Annotated in this window: 14 protein-coding genes and 1 riboswitch; of the genes, 5 read left to right on the top strand and 9 right to left on the bottom strand. The window is 69.1% G+C overall.

Going from position 1 to position 14,630, the window contains the following annotated elements; genetic code table 11:
* The first annotated feature begins 36 nt into the window (after positions 1–36).
* The gene (gene gph / locus AC5P8F_RS08685) at positions 37–705 is read left to right on the top strand and encodes a phosphoglycolate phosphatase (protein ID WP_126411685.1); all 669 of its coding nucleotides are present in this window, start codon (positions 37–39) and stop codon (positions 703–705) included.
* A 93-nt stretch (positions 706–798) separates the two neighbouring features.
* On the opposite strand, the gene btuB is transcribed toward gph, so the two are convergent.
* Positions 799–2,640 carry a TonB-dependent vitamin B12 receptor gene (btuB, locus tag AC5P8F_RS08690; protein ID WP_046428665.1) on the bottom strand — a complete coding sequence of 614 codons (1,842 nt, stop codon included), beginning with the start codon at positions 2,638–2,640 and terminating at the stop codon, positions 799–801.
* Between the two features lie 115 nt (positions 2,641–2,755).
* A riboswitch (cobalamin riboswitch) is annotated at positions 2,756–2,978 on the bottom strand.
* 142 nt (positions 2,979–3,120) lie between these two features.
* Between btuB and AC5P8F_RS08695 the strand changes: the two genes are divergently transcribed.
* Positions 3,121–3,699 carry a histidine phosphatase family protein gene (locus AC5P8F_RS08695; protein WP_495227932.1) on the top strand — a complete coding sequence of 193 codons (579 nt, stop codon included), beginning with the start codon at positions 3,121–3,123 and terminating at the stop codon, positions 3,697–3,699.
* A gap of 91 nt (positions 3,700–3,790) precedes the next feature.
* Here AC5P8F_RS08695 and AC5P8F_RS08700 read toward each other — a convergent pair whose 3' ends face one another.
* Positions 3,791–4,153, bottom strand: a complete 363-nt coding sequence (locus AC5P8F_RS08700; RefSeq protein WP_014645820.1) for a TfoX/Sxy family protein — start codon at positions 4,151–4,153, stop codon at positions 3,791–3,793.
* Positions 4,150–4,632 carry a GAF domain-containing protein gene (locus AC5P8F_RS08705; RefSeq protein ID WP_014645821.1) on the bottom strand — a complete coding sequence of 161 codons (483 nt, stop codon included), beginning with the start codon at positions 4,630–4,632 and terminating at the stop codon, positions 4,150–4,152. The genes AC5P8F_RS08700 and AC5P8F_RS08705 overlap by 4 nt, the downstream gene beginning before the upstream one ends.
* A gap of 68 nt (positions 4,633–4,700) precedes the next feature.
* Here AC5P8F_RS08705 and bioD point away from each other — a divergent pair, with 68 nt between their 5' ends.
* Positions 4,701–5,384 (top strand): dethiobiotin synthase, encoded by a 684-nt coding sequence (gene bioD / locus AC5P8F_RS08710; RefSeq protein WP_262224560.1) that lies wholly within the window; start codon positions 4,701–4,703, stop codon positions 5,382–5,384.
* Positions 5,385–5,459: 75 nt separating this feature from the next.
* Here the strand turns inward: bioD and AC5P8F_RS08715 are convergent, their stop codons facing one another.
* The 4 genes from AC5P8F_RS08715 to msrB all read right to left on the bottom strand — a co-directional run bounded on the left by AC5P8F_RS08715 (position 5,460) and on the right by msrB (position 10,244).
* Positions 5,460–6,908, bottom strand: coding sequence for an aminotransferase-like domain-containing protein (locus tag AC5P8F_RS08715; protein WP_329768439.1), 1,449 nt, complete (start codon positions 6,906–6,908; stop codon positions 5,460–5,462).
* 242 nt (positions 6,909–7,150) lie between these two features.
* The gene (gene msrA, locus AC5P8F_RS08720; RefSeq protein ID WP_329768440.1) at positions 7,151–7,888 is read right to left on the bottom strand and encodes a peptide-methionine (S)-S-oxide reductase MsrA; all 738 of its coding nucleotides are present in this window, start codon (positions 7,886–7,888) and stop codon (positions 7,151–7,153) included.
* Positions 7,889–7,902: 14 nt separating this feature from the next.
* On the bottom strand, positions 7,903–9,669 hold the full coding sequence (locus AC5P8F_RS08725) for a cytochrome c biogenesis protein DipZ (RefSeq protein WP_329768441.1): 1,767 nt from the start codon (positions 9,667–9,669) through the stop codon (positions 7,903–7,905).
* A gap of 2 nt (positions 9,670–9,671) precedes the next feature.
* The gene (msrB, locus tag AC5P8F_RS08730; protein ID WP_169412559.1) at positions 9,672–10,244 is read right to left on the bottom strand and encodes a peptide-methionine (R)-S-oxide reductase MsrB; all 573 of its coding nucleotides are present in this window, start codon (positions 10,242–10,244) and stop codon (positions 9,672–9,674) included.
* A gap of 144 nt (positions 10,245–10,388) precedes the next feature.
* Here msrB and AC5P8F_RS08735 point away from each other — a divergent pair, with 144 nt between their 5' ends.
* Both AC5P8F_RS08735 and AC5P8F_RS08740 read left to right on the top strand, forming a co-directional pair.
* Positions 10,389–11,108, top strand: coding sequence for a response regulator transcription factor (locus AC5P8F_RS08735; protein WP_014645826.1), 720 nt, complete (start codon positions 10,389–10,391; stop codon positions 11,106–11,108).
* The gene (locus AC5P8F_RS08740; RefSeq protein ID WP_032959213.1) at positions 11,105–12,574 is read left to right on the top strand and encodes a sensor histidine kinase; all 1,470 of its coding nucleotides are present in this window, start codon (positions 11,105–11,107) and stop codon (positions 12,572–12,574) included. The genes AC5P8F_RS08735 and AC5P8F_RS08740 overlap by 4 nt, the downstream gene beginning before the upstream one ends.
* Here AC5P8F_RS08740 and AC5P8F_RS08745 read toward each other — a convergent pair.
* Positions 12,571–13,917 (bottom strand): ATP-binding protein, encoded by a 1,347-nt coding sequence (locus tag AC5P8F_RS08745; protein WP_032959211.1) that lies wholly within the window; start codon positions 13,915–13,917, stop codon positions 12,571–12,573. The genes AC5P8F_RS08740 and AC5P8F_RS08745 overlap by 4 nt on opposite strands.
* A complete protein-coding gene (locus AC5P8F_RS08750; protein WP_014645829.1) occupies positions 13,914–14,603 on the bottom strand; it encodes a winged helix-turn-helix domain-containing protein in 690 nt (229 codons plus the stop codon). The genes AC5P8F_RS08745 and AC5P8F_RS08750 overlap by 4 nt, the downstream gene beginning before the upstream one ends.
* Positions 14,604–14,630 lie beyond the last annotated feature (27 nt).

A 14,630-nucleotide genomic window follows, 5' to 3' on the forward strand; every position in this document is an offset into this window, starting at 1 on the left:
ACAATGGGCGGCCCCACGTCGTGCAGGTGCCGTCCCTTGTCGTATCCCTATCCGCTGGTCGTGTTCGACCTAGATGGCACGCTGGTCGACAGCGCAGCTGATATCGCCGAAGCACTGAACCGCACGCTGGAAGACATCGGCATGGCACGCGTGCCGGAAGCCACGGTTCTGGGCTGGATCGGCGACGGTGTGCGCCGCCTGGTCGAGCAGGCCGTGCATGCCGCGGGTCGCGAGGTCGACCTGGCCGAAGTGATGCCGGTGTTCATGGTGCACTACCGTGAGTGCCTGCTGCGCAGCCCGCGCCTGTTCGATGGCGTGGCCGAAGCGCTGATGCAGCTGCGTGCACGCGCTGTTCCGCTGGCGATCTGCACCAACAAGCCCGAAGCGCTGGTGCCGCCACTGCTGCAGCACCTGGGCATTGGTGATGCGTTCGCGCTGGTACTGGGCGGCGATTCGCTGCCGCAGCGCAAGCCCAGCGGTGAGCCGCTGCGGCACATCGCTGCGCACTTCGGGCTGGCGGTGGATGCCTGCCTGATGGTGGGTGATTCGTTGACCGACTACCGCGCCGCCGAAGAGGCGGGTATGCCGATCGCACTGGTGCGTTACGGTTATCCGCGTGGCCTGGACCTGGCCACCGCACAGGCGGTGGCGGTGATTGACGACCTGCGTGAGTTGCCGGGGTTGGCCGCGGGCGTTCGGGTGTAGAGCCGAGCCCACGCTCGGCTGCTTCATTGCGTGAGCCGAGCATGGGCTCGGCTCTACAGTAGATCGGCGCCGGGCGATGCCCGGCGCGCGCCTTCATTTCGGCTGGTAACGCACGCTCAGCTGGTATTCGCGGCCGGGCTGGTTGAACCACGCCACCGTCTCGTAGCGGCGGTCGAACACGTTGGCGGCACGTGCCAGCAGCGACCACGCCGGCGTCAGCGCGTACTCGGCGCGCAGGTCCAGCGTGCCGTAGCCACCGACCTTCACCGCGTTGGCGGCATCGTCATAGCGCTTGCCCGCACCCTGCACGGTCAGGCCGGCGCGGAAATCGCCGAAGCGGCGGTCGACGTCCAGGCGCGCGGTCTGCTGTGCACGGCGCGGCAGCCAGTTGTCGAACTGGGTGCTGCCATGGGTGCGGTTGCGCGGGTCGGTGTAGCTCAGCTGCGCGTTGAGGTCGAAGCCGGCCAGCAGCACGCCACCGGTCAGTTCGGCGCCACGGATGCGCGCCTTCTCCACCTGCTGCATTTTCATCGTGGACGCATCGTAGGTGATCAGGTCATCGATGCGGGTCTCGTACACGTCCAGGCCCCAATGCCAGCCCTGGCCCTGCTGCGAAACACCGAGGTTGGCGCTCTTGGACTTCTCCGGCTTCAACGTCGGCACGCCGCTCCACGGGTCGTACAGGTCGCTGAAGGTCGGTGCCTTGAAGGCGGTGCCGTAGCTGGCATTGACGCGCAGGCCGTGGTCCAGCTGCATTGCCCAGCCGAGACTGCCGGTGGCGTGGTTGCCGAACTGCTGGTTGTCGTCGTTGCGTGCGCTGGCCTGCAGCTGATGGCGGCCGAAGCGGCCCTGGTACTGCACGAACACGCCGGTGTTGCGACGGCTGTCGACGAGGTAGCCCGCGCTGCTGCCGTCCAGGTTGTCTTCGCTCCAGTCCACGCCGGTGCTCAGCAGCTGGCTTCCGGTCAAGGTGAAGTCACCCTGCAGCGAGGCGCTGTCGCGGTGGGTCTGCGCGCTGCCGCGTGCGCCGAAGTCGCCGAAGTTGTCCGATTCGTTGTCGCTGCGGCCGACGTTGGCGGTGAACGCCAGGCGCCCGGACGGGGTGTAGCGCACCTTGCCGGCCAGCACCTGCTGGCGGGTTTCCGAGTAGTTGTAATAGCCGTCGTAGTGGTTCTTGCCGTCGGCGCGCAGCGCACTGCCTTCCACATTCCACTGGTCGTTGAAGGTGTAGCCGCCACGCAGGCTCTTGGACAGGTTGCGGTAGCCGTCGCGGTCGGGTTCGTCAGCGAAGCAGCCGGTGAACAGCGTCGCCGAGCCACGGCAGGCATCGACGCCATCGGAATGCTGGTAGGCGATGTCGGCGCCGAACCAGCCGCGTTCGGTGCCACCTCCGATGCCGCCGCTGGCTTCGCGCAGGCCGTTGCTGCCACCACCGAGCTGGAAGTGCGGAGCAAAATCGCCCTGGTTGCGGCGGGTGAAGATCTGGATCACGCCACCGATGGCGTCGGCGCCGTACAGGCTGGACTGCGGGCCGCGCACGATTTCCACGCGTTCGATCTGCGCCAGCGGCAGGTCCTGGTACATGGCCAGGCCGAGGTCGGCACTGTTGATGCGCACGCCATCGACCAGCACCACGGTGTGGCCCGAGTTGGTGCCGCGCAGGAACAGCGAGCTCTGCTTGCCGAGCCCGCCGGCATTGGTCAGGTTGATGCCGGCGCGGCCGCGCAGCAGTTCCTGCAACGAGGTGGCCTGGCTGGATTCGATCTGCGCGCGGTCGATCACCTGGGCTGGTGCGATGCTGTCCTGCAGGGCGATCGGGGTGCGGGTGGCGGTGACCAGGATCTGGTCGAGCGCGGTGGTGTCATCGGCGGCCTGGGCCAGCGCGGGCAGGGCGGCCAGCACGGCCAGGGACAGCATTCGGGACTGCAGCTTCATGGGGGACTCCAGGTGCCACGCACGCCCGCGTGGCGAAGGGGAGGAGCCGCGAAGGCAGGCATGCGCCGACGCCGCAGCGCAGGCTGCGGTCATCCAGCGCCATGCCCACCGCACCGCGACCTGAGGCTTCCGGGCCGGTCTCCGGGCTTGCCGCCGGGTGGCGCGAGGCCACCGTCCAGGCGCCTTCCCATGCCTGCGGCACAGTGGCGTTGTTGCCTGGAACTGACGTGCTTACCGTTGCGGGGGCAGCGCCGGCCTGGCGTGGATTCACGCGTCACCGGCTTCCCGTTTCAACCTGCCGGCCGTGGCCGCAGGTCACCTGGAAGTGCGCGCAGTCTACGGCATCGCAGGCGGCCCGTAGCGTCGAGCGTACCCGACTGCCTTTGCTGTGCCCTTAGAATGGTCCCTCGATCCCGTGGTGCCGTTGCCGATGTCCGCCCGTTTTCCGCTGTTCCCGCGTTGCCTGTACAGGACGCACGCATGATCCTCGACCTGGTCCGCCATGCCGGCAACGGTCGCGATGAGTTCCTTGATGGCCGCAGCGATCCACCGCAGCTGGCCCGCCTGCCGCAGGAACTGGTCGACGCCTACGCTGCGCAGCCCTGGGAACGGGTGATCAGTTCGCCGCGGCTGCGCTCGCTGCACACGGCGATGGCCCTGGCCACCCCGCGCGGGCTGGACGTGGAAGCGGAGGAGGAATGGGAAGAGCTGGATTTCGGCGATTGGGACGGGCAGTCGCTGTTCGACCTGCCGGAGGATGCACTGGCGGCCTTCCATGCCGATCCGCATGCAAACCCACCGCCCAACGGTGAGAGCTGGGGCCACTTCGAGCGGCGTATCGCGCGCGCGCTGGATCGACTGCTCGATGATGACGACCCGGTGCCAACGCTGGTGGTCAGCCATGGCGGCCCGCTGCGCATGGTGCTGTCGCAGGTCTGCGGCCTGCCGATGTCGCTGTGCTGGGCACTGCGCATCGACCACGGCACGCGCCTGCGGGTACGGCTGGAACGTGGCGAAGCCGGGCTGGCAGGCGAGCTGCTGGAACTGCAGCAGCCGTAACCCATCGGTAGTGCCGGCCGCTGGCCGGCAGTCTCAGGAATGTTGAAAAGACCACGCAGTTGCCGGCCAGCGGCCGGCACTACCGGTGCGGTCAATCCTCGTCCGCATCCTCGGTCACGCTGTCTTCCGCGTCATCGTCGGCATCGAAGCGCTGCTCATGCACCGGACCCGACGCCGGGCCGGCCGCCTTCAGCGGATGCGCGGCGATGCGTGCTTCGTAATCCTGCACCAGCGCCTCACGCTGCGGCTCGCTCAGTTCCTGCCAGTGGCAGTCCAGCAGCGCGCCTTCCAGCGAGTACAGCAGGTTCAGGCTGGGCTTGAAGCCGGCGCGCTTGACCTTGACGAAGGCGCCGACTGCGCCGGTCGCAACCAGGTCCTCGCGGCTGCGCAGGCCGACCTGGCGCAGCCACGCTGCACTCTTGGGGCCGATGTTGCGCAGCTTCGGTGCGCTCATCCCAGCGCCTCGACGAACACGCGGGCGATGGCTTCCAGGCCGGCCTGGTCATCGGCATCGAAGCGGCCGATCTTCGGGCTGTCGATGTCGAACACGCCGATCAGTTCATCGCCGCGCAGCAGCGGCACCACCAGTTCCGAACGCGAGGCCGAATCGCAGGCGATATGGCCGGGGAAGGCATCGACGTCGTCCACGCGCTGGGTCACGCGCTGGCTGGCGGCGGCACCGCACACGCCCTTGTCCAGCGGGATGCGCACGCAGGCCGGCAGGCCCTGGAACGGGCCGACCACCAGCTCCGTGCCGTCGTACAGGTAGAAACCCACCCAGTTCAGGTCGGGCAGGGCGTGGTAGACCAGTGCGGAGAGGTTGGCCGCGTTGGCGATGCGGTCGGACTCGGCGTAGACCAGGCCACGGGCCTGTTCCAGCAGCTGGGCGTATTGTTCCGGCTTGCTGCCGGTAAGCGAGGCATTGGCGAACATGCCCGCAGTCTAGCAAGCGCGCCGGGCCGGCGATAATGCACGCTCTGTTGCCCTGTTGGAGCCCATTGATGCCGTTGCCCGCTACGCTGCCGCCCGCCCTGTTCATTACCGGCACCGATACGGAGATCGGCAAGACCGCGGCCAGCACCGCGCTGCTGCAGGCGCTGCGCCGGCGCGGCCTGCGCGCGGTGGGCATGAAACCGGTGGCCAGCGGCAGCGAAGACCTGGGGCAGGGCCTGCGCAACGCAGACGCGCTGGCGCTGCAGGCGGCCAGCTGGCCGGTGCCGGACTATGCCGATCTGAACCCGTATGCGCTGCGGCAGCCGCTGGCACCGGAGCTGGCCGCTGCCGAGGACGGCGTGCGGGTGGAACTGGCGCCGATCGTGGCTGCGTTCGCGCGACTGCGCGCACAGGCCGACATCGTGGTGGTGGAAGGCGTCGGTGGGTGGCTGGCGCCGGTCTCGGCCACGCTGGACCAGCTGGACCTGGTGCGAGCACTGCAGTTGCCGGTGCTGCTGGTGGTGGGCATGCGGCTGGGCTGCGTCAACCATGCGCGGCTGACTGCGCAGTCGCTGCAGGCCAGCGGCGTGCAGTGCCTGGGCTGGATCGGCAACCACATCGACCCGGCGATGCAGCGCCAGGATGAGAACATCGCCACGTTGCAGCAGCGCCTGCCGATGCCGTGCTGGGGACGGCTGCCGCATCTGCCGGGTGCGGATGGCGAAGCGCTGAGCGCGCACCTGCTCGAGTGATCCTGGGTAGTGCCGACCGCTGGCCGGCAACCGCATCCACCCGGTGATCCCGATGTTGCCGGCCAGCGGCCGGCACTACCGTGCTGCGGCCGCCAGCTCCCGCGCGATCGTGCCCAGTCGTTCCACCGCGCCAATGAAGCGCGCATCCAGGGTCTGGCAGCACGACAGCCGCAGGCAGTGGCGGTATCGCGCGCCACGTGAATAGACCTGGCCGGGCATGAACACGATGTCCTCCTGCAGCGCTCGCTCGAACAGCTCGCGCGTATCCACGCCCGGCAGTTCCAGCCACAGCAGGAATCCGCCCTGCGGTTCGGTGGCGCGGGTGCCGGCCGGGAAGTGCTCGGCCACCAGCTGGCGCAGCCGTCCCACCTGGTCGCGGTACAGCCGGCGCATGCGATGCAGGTGGTGCTCGTAGCTGCCGGCTTCCAGATACGCCGCGACCGCGTCACCGAGCAGCTGCGGCTCGCCGCCGGTGGACTGGAATTTCAGCAGCGCGATGCGCTCGGCGAAGCGGCCGCCATCCAGCCAGCCGATGCGGTAATCCGGCGCCAGTGTCTTGGAGAAACCTCCGACCACCATCACCCAGCCGTCGCGATCGAAGGCCTTCAGCAGGGGCGCCGGCGGTTCGCAGAACTGCAGCTCGGCGTACACCGCGTCCTCGATCAGCGGCAGCTGCCGTGCGTTGACCAGCTCGGCCAGGCGCTGCTTGGCGGCGGTCGGCATGGTGCAGCCGAGCGGGTTGTGCACGGTCGGCATCACCACCAGTGCGGCCAGCGGTGTGTGCTGCAGCAGCGCGTCCAGCGCATCCACATCCAGTCCGTGCTGCGGATGGGTGGGCAGCTCGATGGCCTGCAGGCCGAGGTTGGCCAGCAACGGATACAGGTTGAAGTAGGACGGTGCCTCGATGCCGACCGCATCACCGGGCTGGGTGACCGCGCGCAGCGCCAGCTGCAGGCCCTCCATCGCACCATGGGTCAGCAGCAGGCGTTCGCTGTGGGTGTGCAGCCCCATGCGCGGGCCACGCCGCACGATCTGCGCCAGCAGCCGTGGCGAGCCGTTGGGGCGCGCGTAGGTCTCCACCGTCTGCTGGCCGTGGCGCAGCACCTGTGCGGTATGCCGGGCCAGCTGCGCGCCCGGATAGAACTGGCGCCCGCGCGGACCGGCAAAGGCCAGGTCGATCACACCGGGGCGGCGCTGTGCTTCCAGCACGCGGGCCATCAGCACCTGCTGCAGTGGTGCGGTGGGTGCGGACGGGGTATCACGCAGCGAACGCTCTGGCACCGACAAGCGCGGCGCCACCTCGAAGCCGGCTTTGGGCCGCGGAATGACCAGGCCGGCGTCCTCCAGCTGGCGATAGGCGGCAATCACCGTGTTCAGGCTGAGCCTGCGCTGCAGGGCCATCTGCCGCAGCGAAGGCAGGCGGCTGCCAACCGGAAGGCGTCCGCCGTGGATGGCCTCGGCCAGCTCGTCGGACAGCCGTTGGTAGCGGGGTGGGATCATCGCGCTCTGGTCATCTGTATCCATCGAATTTCCCACCATCTGGTGCTGTACCCATGATGATGGCGAGCCTAGCATGTCGTTGTCGGCCGGGCCTGATCGGGGCACGGCCGATACTTCCCAAACGCACGGCTGGATGGCCGTGCGTCTTTTTCTGTGTGTAGAGCCGAGCCCATGCTCGGCTGCACTTCCGCCAACAGCAGCCGAGCGTGGGCTCGGCTCTACAGAGAGCACCGCCGAGCGTCGGTCAGCCCAAGGGGGAATGCCGGCTACCGCATCGGCACCAGCACCGCCTCGCGCCGGTACAGCGCCGGGAACTGCTTGCCCAGCGCGGCCAGCTTCGGTGCGTCGTAGTAGCGGATGTAGGCCGCCTGCGGGTAGTTAGTCATGTAGTTCTGGTGGTAGCTCTCGGCCGGGTAGAAGCGCTGGCCGCTGACCAGCTGGGTGACGATCGGCGCGCGGTAGCTGCCGGCCTGGCCGAGCTGGGCGATGTAGGCGCGGCTGGCAGCCTGCTGGCGTGCGTCGTCACTGAAGATCGCCGAGCGGTATTGGCTGCCGTGGTCCGGCCCCTGCCGATTGAGCTGGGTCGGGTCGTGCACCACCGAGAAGAACACCTGCATCAGCTGCCCGTAGCTGACCTGGCGCGGGTCGTAGTCGATCTTCACTGCTTCGGCATGCCCGGTCTGGCCACCGCTGACGCGCTCATAACGCGCATTGGCCGCACTGCCACCGATGTAGCCGGACACGGCATTGCTCACGCCCTTGACGTGCTGGAACACGCCCTGCACGCCCCAGAAGCAACCACCGGCGAACACCACGCTGGCGTGGGGGGCGTCATCGCGGAACGCCGCATCGCCGGTGGGGGCCGGCAGTGCCTGGATCTGCGCGCTGGCTTCGATCGGCGCCGCAATCGCGCTGTGGTCAACCAGCAGCACACCGGCAATCAAGGCCGTGGCCACCAGGCCGGCCACACCGGCGGCGATGCCCTGTTCAAAGGAGATTTTCATCATGTCCTCCCGGTTCAACCGAAGGTGAAGGCATAGGCCTGCACGCCCGCATCGAGGAACTCGATCTCGAAGCGATGCGGACCGACTGCGCCGCGCTGGCGCACCAGCTGGTACAGGCGGTGCTCGTCGACCACGCCACTGCCATCGGCACCAACATCACTGCCGGCATCGGTGGCGGGCAGCGCTTTGCCGTCCAGCCAGACGCGGAAGCGCACCGGCCTGCCGTCCTCGCTCGGTGCCAGCACCAGGTGCAGGTCGCGCGCATGGAACTGGAAGGCGATGCGGCCGCCGGCCTGCTGCAGCTGTGCGGCCTCATCGGTGACGGTCCAGCGCCCGGACAGCCCCCACTGGTTCAACGCCAGGGTGGCCGGCAGCGTGTAGTCGAACGCGGCGTCGCTGCGCTGCCCGCCGGGCGAGGCGAACTGCTCGGCGCGGGCGTGGCCCAGGTAGGTTTCCGGCGAACGCAGGTTGCCCATGTCGGCCTGCACGGCCACGCCCTTCAGGCCGGCGGCAGCGGGATCGGCCGGTGGCGGCAGATTGGTCTGCCCGGCTTCGGTCAGCAGGCGACGGATCATCTGTTCCGAGCGCGCATAGTTGCCCTCGCCGAACTGGTGGCCGCGGATATTGCCCTGCGCGTCGACGAAGTACTGCGCCGGCCAGTAGCGGTTGTTGAAGGCGCGCCAGATCGTGTACTGGTTGTCGAGCGCCACCGGGTACTCGACCTTCAGCTGCTGCACCGCTTTCATCACGTTGCGTGGGTCACGCTCGAAGGCGAATTCCGGCGTGTGCACGCCGACCACCACCAGGCCGTGGTCGCGGTAGCGTCGCTCCCATTCGTGCACGAACGGCATCGCGCGCAGGCAGTTGATGCAGGAATAGGTCCAGAAATCGACCAGAACCACCTTGCCGCGCAGCTGCTGTGCACTCAGCGGCGGGCTGTTGAGCCAGCCAGTGGCACCGTCCAGCGCGGGCAGCGTGCCCTCCACCGGCAGCGCTGCATCGGCACCGGCATTGGCGCCGGCCATCATCATCGGCGGTGCCGCCGGCTGCGCGCCGGGCACTGCATCCAGCAGGCGTTGCTCGATACGCGCGGTGCTGACCGTGGACAAGCGGGTCAGCAGGCCGGTATCCCAGCCGAGGCCGATCGCCACGACGGCCAGCAGCGCGGCCACACCCAGCACCTTGCGAAGTACATCGCCGAGGCCGAGCCGCGCCTGCATCGCGCGGAACACCCGGCCGCCGATCCACACCGCCAGCGCCAATGCGGTGATCGCACCCAGTGCGTAGGCCAGCAGCAGCGCAGTGGTACCGACGCTGGCGCCATGCAGGGCGGCGCCGGTCAGCACCAGACCGAGGATCGGCCCGGCACACGGTGCCCACAGCAGGCCAGTGGCGATGCCGATCAGCAGCGAGGTCCACGCGCCGCCGTGCCCCGCGGCATCCGCCGCATCGGCGCGCGCACTCAGGCGGGCACCCATGCGCTGGAACGGCGCCAGCAGGTGGTCGGCCAGTCGTGGCCAGAGCAGGGCGACCGCGAACAACGCCATCAGCAGCAGGGCGACCCAACGTCCGACCTGGTTGGCCTGCGCCACCCATTGGCTGCCCACCGCGGCCAGGCTGGCGACCACGGTGAAGGTGAGCGCCATGCCCAGCAGCAGCGGCAGCGTGCTGCGCAGGAACGGGCGATCGGCACGCGCGAACACGAACGGCAGCACCGGCAGGATGCAGGGACTGAGCAGGGTCAGCGCGCCCCCCAGATAGGCAAGCAGCAACAGCAGCATCGTCAGGCTCCGGAAGCAGGGGAAGAACCGACCGGCACCCGCCAGCCGTCGGCAGTGCCATCCGTGGCGCCGGGAGCGAACACCATCGCCGCACCGTTCATGCAGTAGCGCAGCCCGGTGGGGCGTGGCCCATCGTTGAACACATGGCCGAGATGGCCGCCGCAGCGGCGGCAATGCACCTCCACCCGCAGCATCCCGAAGGTGACGTCGCGGTCTTCGCCGATGGCGTTGTGCAGCGGCGCCCAGAAGCTGGGCCAGCCGGTACCGCTCTCGAACTTGGTGGACGAGGAGAACAGCGGCAGCGCACAGCCGGCGCAGGCGAAGGTGCCCTGCCGGTGTTCCTTGTTGAGCGGGCTGCTCCAGGGCCGTTCGGTGGCCTGCTGGCGCAGCACCGCGTACTGCGCTGGGGTCAGGCGCTGGCGCCAGTCGGCATCACTGTGCATGACCTCGAACTGTCGCGACGGGCGCGCTTCGGCGGCGGCCGGGGCGGCGCGGCTGCAGGCCCCCAGGCCGAACAGGCCGGCGGCGGTGGCGACACCGCCCAGGCCCAGCAGATGGCGGCGGGAGAGGGACATGGCGGACTCCGGGAAGGGGCGACGGGGCCATGCTGCGCCCGCCCGGGTCAACGAATCCTCACGCAGGATTCAATTTTTCGTGAGGTATCGGCGGCCGTCCCGCGCCACAATGCAGCCAGCCTCCCCACTGGCCCCGAGCTGCCGATGTCGACCAAACGCGTGCTGATCGTTGAAGACGATGCCCACATCGCCGACCTGCTGCGCATGCACCTGGGTGATGAGGGCTACGACGTCGCCCATGCCGCCAGCGGCGATGCCGGCCTGCGCCTGCTCGAGCAGGACGGCCCGTGGGATGCGCTGGTGCTGGACGTGATGCTGCCCGGCGTGGACGGGCTGCAGGTGTGCCAGCGCGCGCGCGCGATGGCGCGGTATGTCCCGATCATCATCATCAGCGCGCGCGGCAGTGAAACGCAGCGCATCGTCGGCCTGGAACTGGGCGCGGACGATTACCTGGCAAAACCCTTTTCGATGCCGGAACTGGTGGCACGGGTACGTGCGCTGCTGCGCCGCGCCGAGGCGATGGCGCAGAGCGCGCGCATCGATGCCGGCGCGATCGAGCTGGGTGGGCTGCAGCTCGATCCGGTCGCGCGCACCGCTTCGGTGGATGGCAACACGCTGGAACTGACCCCGCGCGAGTTCGACCTGCTGCTGTTCTTCGCCCGTCATCCGGACCAGGTGTTCGCACGCATGGAACTGCTCAACCAGGTCTGGGGCTACCAGCACGATGGCTATGAGCACACGGTCAACACCCACATCAACCGCCTGCGCAGCAAGATCGAACCCGACCCGGCCAACCCACGGCGGTTGCTGACGGTGTGGGGCCGCGGCTACAAGCTGGTCGACCCGGCCGGGGCGGCGGCATGATCAAGCCGAACCTGTGGCAGAAGCTGGCGGTGGTGACCGCCGCGCTGATGCTGATGTGCTGCATGGCGCTGCTGGCACTGCAGATGCGTGCCAACACCCGCCACGAGCAGGAAGTCGTGCAGCGGCTGTCGCTGGGCCTGGCCGAACATATCGCCCAGCGCAGCGAGCTGATGGACACCAGCGGCATGCGCGATGCCGCGGTGCGCGCGCTGTTCGGCCAGCTGATGGCGGTCAACCCCAGCGTCGAGGTCTACCTGCTGGACGACCAGGGCCGCATCCTCGGTCACGATGCACCCAGTGGACATCTGGTGCGCAACCGGGTGGATGTGGCGCCGTTGCGTCGCCTGCTGGCCGGTGCACCGTTGCCGATCCTCGGCGATGACCCGCGCAGCGCCGATGGCCGCAAGGTGTTCAGCGCTGCACCATTGATCGTGCAGGGCCGGCCGGCCGGCTATGTGTACGTGGTGCTGGTCGGCGAGCATCGGCAGATGCTCGCCGACGATCTTGCCGCCGGCAGCCAGTGGAACACCACGCTGTGGTCGGTGGTGCTGGTCGGCAGCCTCGGCCTGTTGGCCGGGCTGGTCGCGTTCTACTGGGTGACGCGTCCGTTGCGGCGGCTGACCCGGCGGATCCAGGCCTTTGACATCGATGCGCCGACGCCGCTGCCGCCGCCGGAGCCGCTGCGCGCTGGTGAGCGCGACGAACTGGTGATCCTGGAACATGCGCACGCGCAGATGGCGCAGCGGCTGGGCGAGCAGTGGCAGCAGCTGCGCCAGCAGGATCTGCAGCGCCGTGAACTGGTCGCCAACATCTCGCACGACCTGCGCACGCCGTTGTCGTCGCTGCACGGCTACCTGGAAACGCTGGCGTTGAAGGACGCCACGCTGTCACCGGATGAGCGCCGCCGCTATCTCGGCATTGCGCTGGCACAGAGCGCCAAGGTCGGCCGGCTGGCGCGCGCGCTGTTCGAACTGGCGCGGCTGGAGCACGGCGAAGTGCGGCTGGAGTGGGAAGTGTTTGCGCTGCCGGAGCTGCTGCAGGACGTGCTGCAGAAGTTCGAACTGGCGGCACAGGCGCGTGGCCAGCAGCTGCACGCGGCGTTTCCGCCCGGCCTGCCGCTGGTCCGTGCCGACCTGGGCCTGGTCGAGCGGGTGCTGACCAACCTGCTCGACAACGCGCTGCGCCATGCACCCGAGGGTGGCCAGATCGAGGTGCGCCTGCGCGCGACCGCCGACAGCGTGGAGGTCTGCGTCGCCGATGATGGCCCCGGGGTAGCCCCGGCGCTGCGTACCCAGCTGTTCCAGGCACCGGCCGCGCTCGGCGCGCGGCGTGGCGACAACGGCGGATTGGGCCTGTTGATCGTGCAGCGCATCGTGCAGTTGCATGGCCGCCGCATCGAACTGCGCGACAGCGAACGGGGCGCGCTGTTCGTGTTTGCCTTGCCGCGCGCGGAAACGGCGGTCTAGCAGGCTGCCTCGGCCTCCACGACACCGCCGGTTTCCAGCGGCAGGTGCAGGCGGATGCAGGCGCCGCCCAGCGCCGAGTCGGTCACCTCGACCTGGCCGCCATGCTTGTCGGCCACCACCTGCACCAGCGCCAGCCCGAGGCCGAAGCCGGGGCTGCCCGGGTCCAGCCGCACATAGGGTTGCAGCACCTGGCCGCGCAGTTCCGGTGCGATGCCGGGGCCGTCGTCCTCCACCTGCAGGCACAGCCAGCCGTCATTGACCGTGCTGGCGATGCGGATCTGCCGACGCGCGTAACGCAGCGCATTGCCGAGCAGGTTGCGCAGCGCCAGTTCCAGCATGTGCCGGTTGACGTTGACCAGGCCCACCGGCGACAACGCCTGCTGCACCGGCATCGGCAACGGTGCGAACTGGGCCACCACGCCGCGCACCAGCGCCGCCAGCTGCAGGCGCTGGCGGGTCAGCTGATGGCAGCGGCCCAGTGCGGCGTATTCGACGCCGGCATCGGTGAGGTGCTGCAGCCGATCGACGTCGGTGCGCAGCCCGCCCAGCGCATCGCGCTGCACATCGTCGAGCGCAGTGTCTTCCAGGTCGGCCAGGCCGAAACGCATCCGTGCCAACGGCGTGCGCACCTCGTGCGCGACCGCCTGGGCCAGCACGCGCTGGCTTTCCAGCAGCTGCTGCAGCTGCTCGGCCATGTGGTTGAAGGCGTTGGCCAGCGGCCGCACCAGCGCGGTGCCGGCGCGCGGCGCACGCGTGTCCAGCTGGCCGTCGCGCATGCGGCGGGCCGCCTGGGCCAACTGCGAGACGTCGCGCCACAGCCGGTACACCATCACGTACATCGGCAGTGCCACCGCCACCATCAGGATCAGCAGCAGGATCGCCACACCGGATACTTCGCTGTCCTGCCAGCCTTCGTCCGGCAGCGCCTCGTCCAACGGGCCCAGCATCACGGCGTAGTCGCTGTCGCCGATCCGCTGCAGGCTGCGCATGTGCTCCAGATCGATCTGTACGCGGCCGTTGTTGAACGGCGGGCGCTGGCTGGCCGGCAGCGCCTTCACCGCCTCGGCCAGCGGCACCATGCGCAGCGCGTAGGCGAAATCGGCGTCGAGTTCGCGCGCCAGTGCCGGCCACTGCTCGCGCGGGGTTTCGGCGAAGCGATGCTGCAGCAGCGCGTGCGTGCCGCGCATCTCGGCCTGCAGGCCGGCTTCGGTGCGGTCTTCCAGCAGGGCGTCCCAGGCCCACAGGCCCAGCACGATCAACAACAGGTGGGCGACCAGGAAACCGATGCCGTAGCGCAGGAAATGGAAGGCGTGGCCGCGCATCGCCGACGGTGTGCGTTTCATCCCCATGCCGAGCGGCTGAACAGGTAGCCGCGGCCACGGACGGTCTTGATCCGTTCCGGCTGCTCCGGGTTGTCGCCCAGCTTGCGGCGCAGGCGCGAGATGCGGGCATCGATTGAGCGGTCCAGGCCATCGAAGGCGATGCCACGCAGGCCGCGCAGCAGCGCGTCGCGGTCCAGGATCTGGCCGGCATTGCTGGCCAGCAGGAACAGCAGGTCGAACTCGGCGGTGGTCAGCTCCAGCAGGCTGCCCTGCAGGTGCACGTTGCGGGTGGACGGGTCGATGCTCAGCTCGCCGAAGCGCAGGCTGCCGTCACGCGGTTCGACCCGGCGGTGGCGGCGCAGGTGGGCGCGCAGGCGGGCCAGCAGCACCCGCGGTTCGATGGGTTTGCCGATGTAATCGTCGGCCCCCAGTTCCAGGCCCAGCACCTGGTCGATGTTGTCGGTACGGGCGGTCAGCACGCAGATGATGCCGTCATAGTGGGGCCGGATCTGCCGACACACTTCGAAACCATCCTGGTCGGGCAGGCCCACATCGAGCAGCACCAGGGCCGGCTTCTCCGCCAGGATCCGGGCCACGGCGCGCTCGCCGCTGCGCTCGTGGGCCACCTGGTAGCCATGCCGTTGCAGGTAGTCGCTGACCATCGTTCCCAGGCGGGCATCGTCTTCGACCAGTACGATATCCAGCATTTCCAAGGCCTCCGTGGGCGCAAACGT

Source organism: Stenotrophomonas sp. YJH_SMC_69 (genome assembly GCF_059370495.1).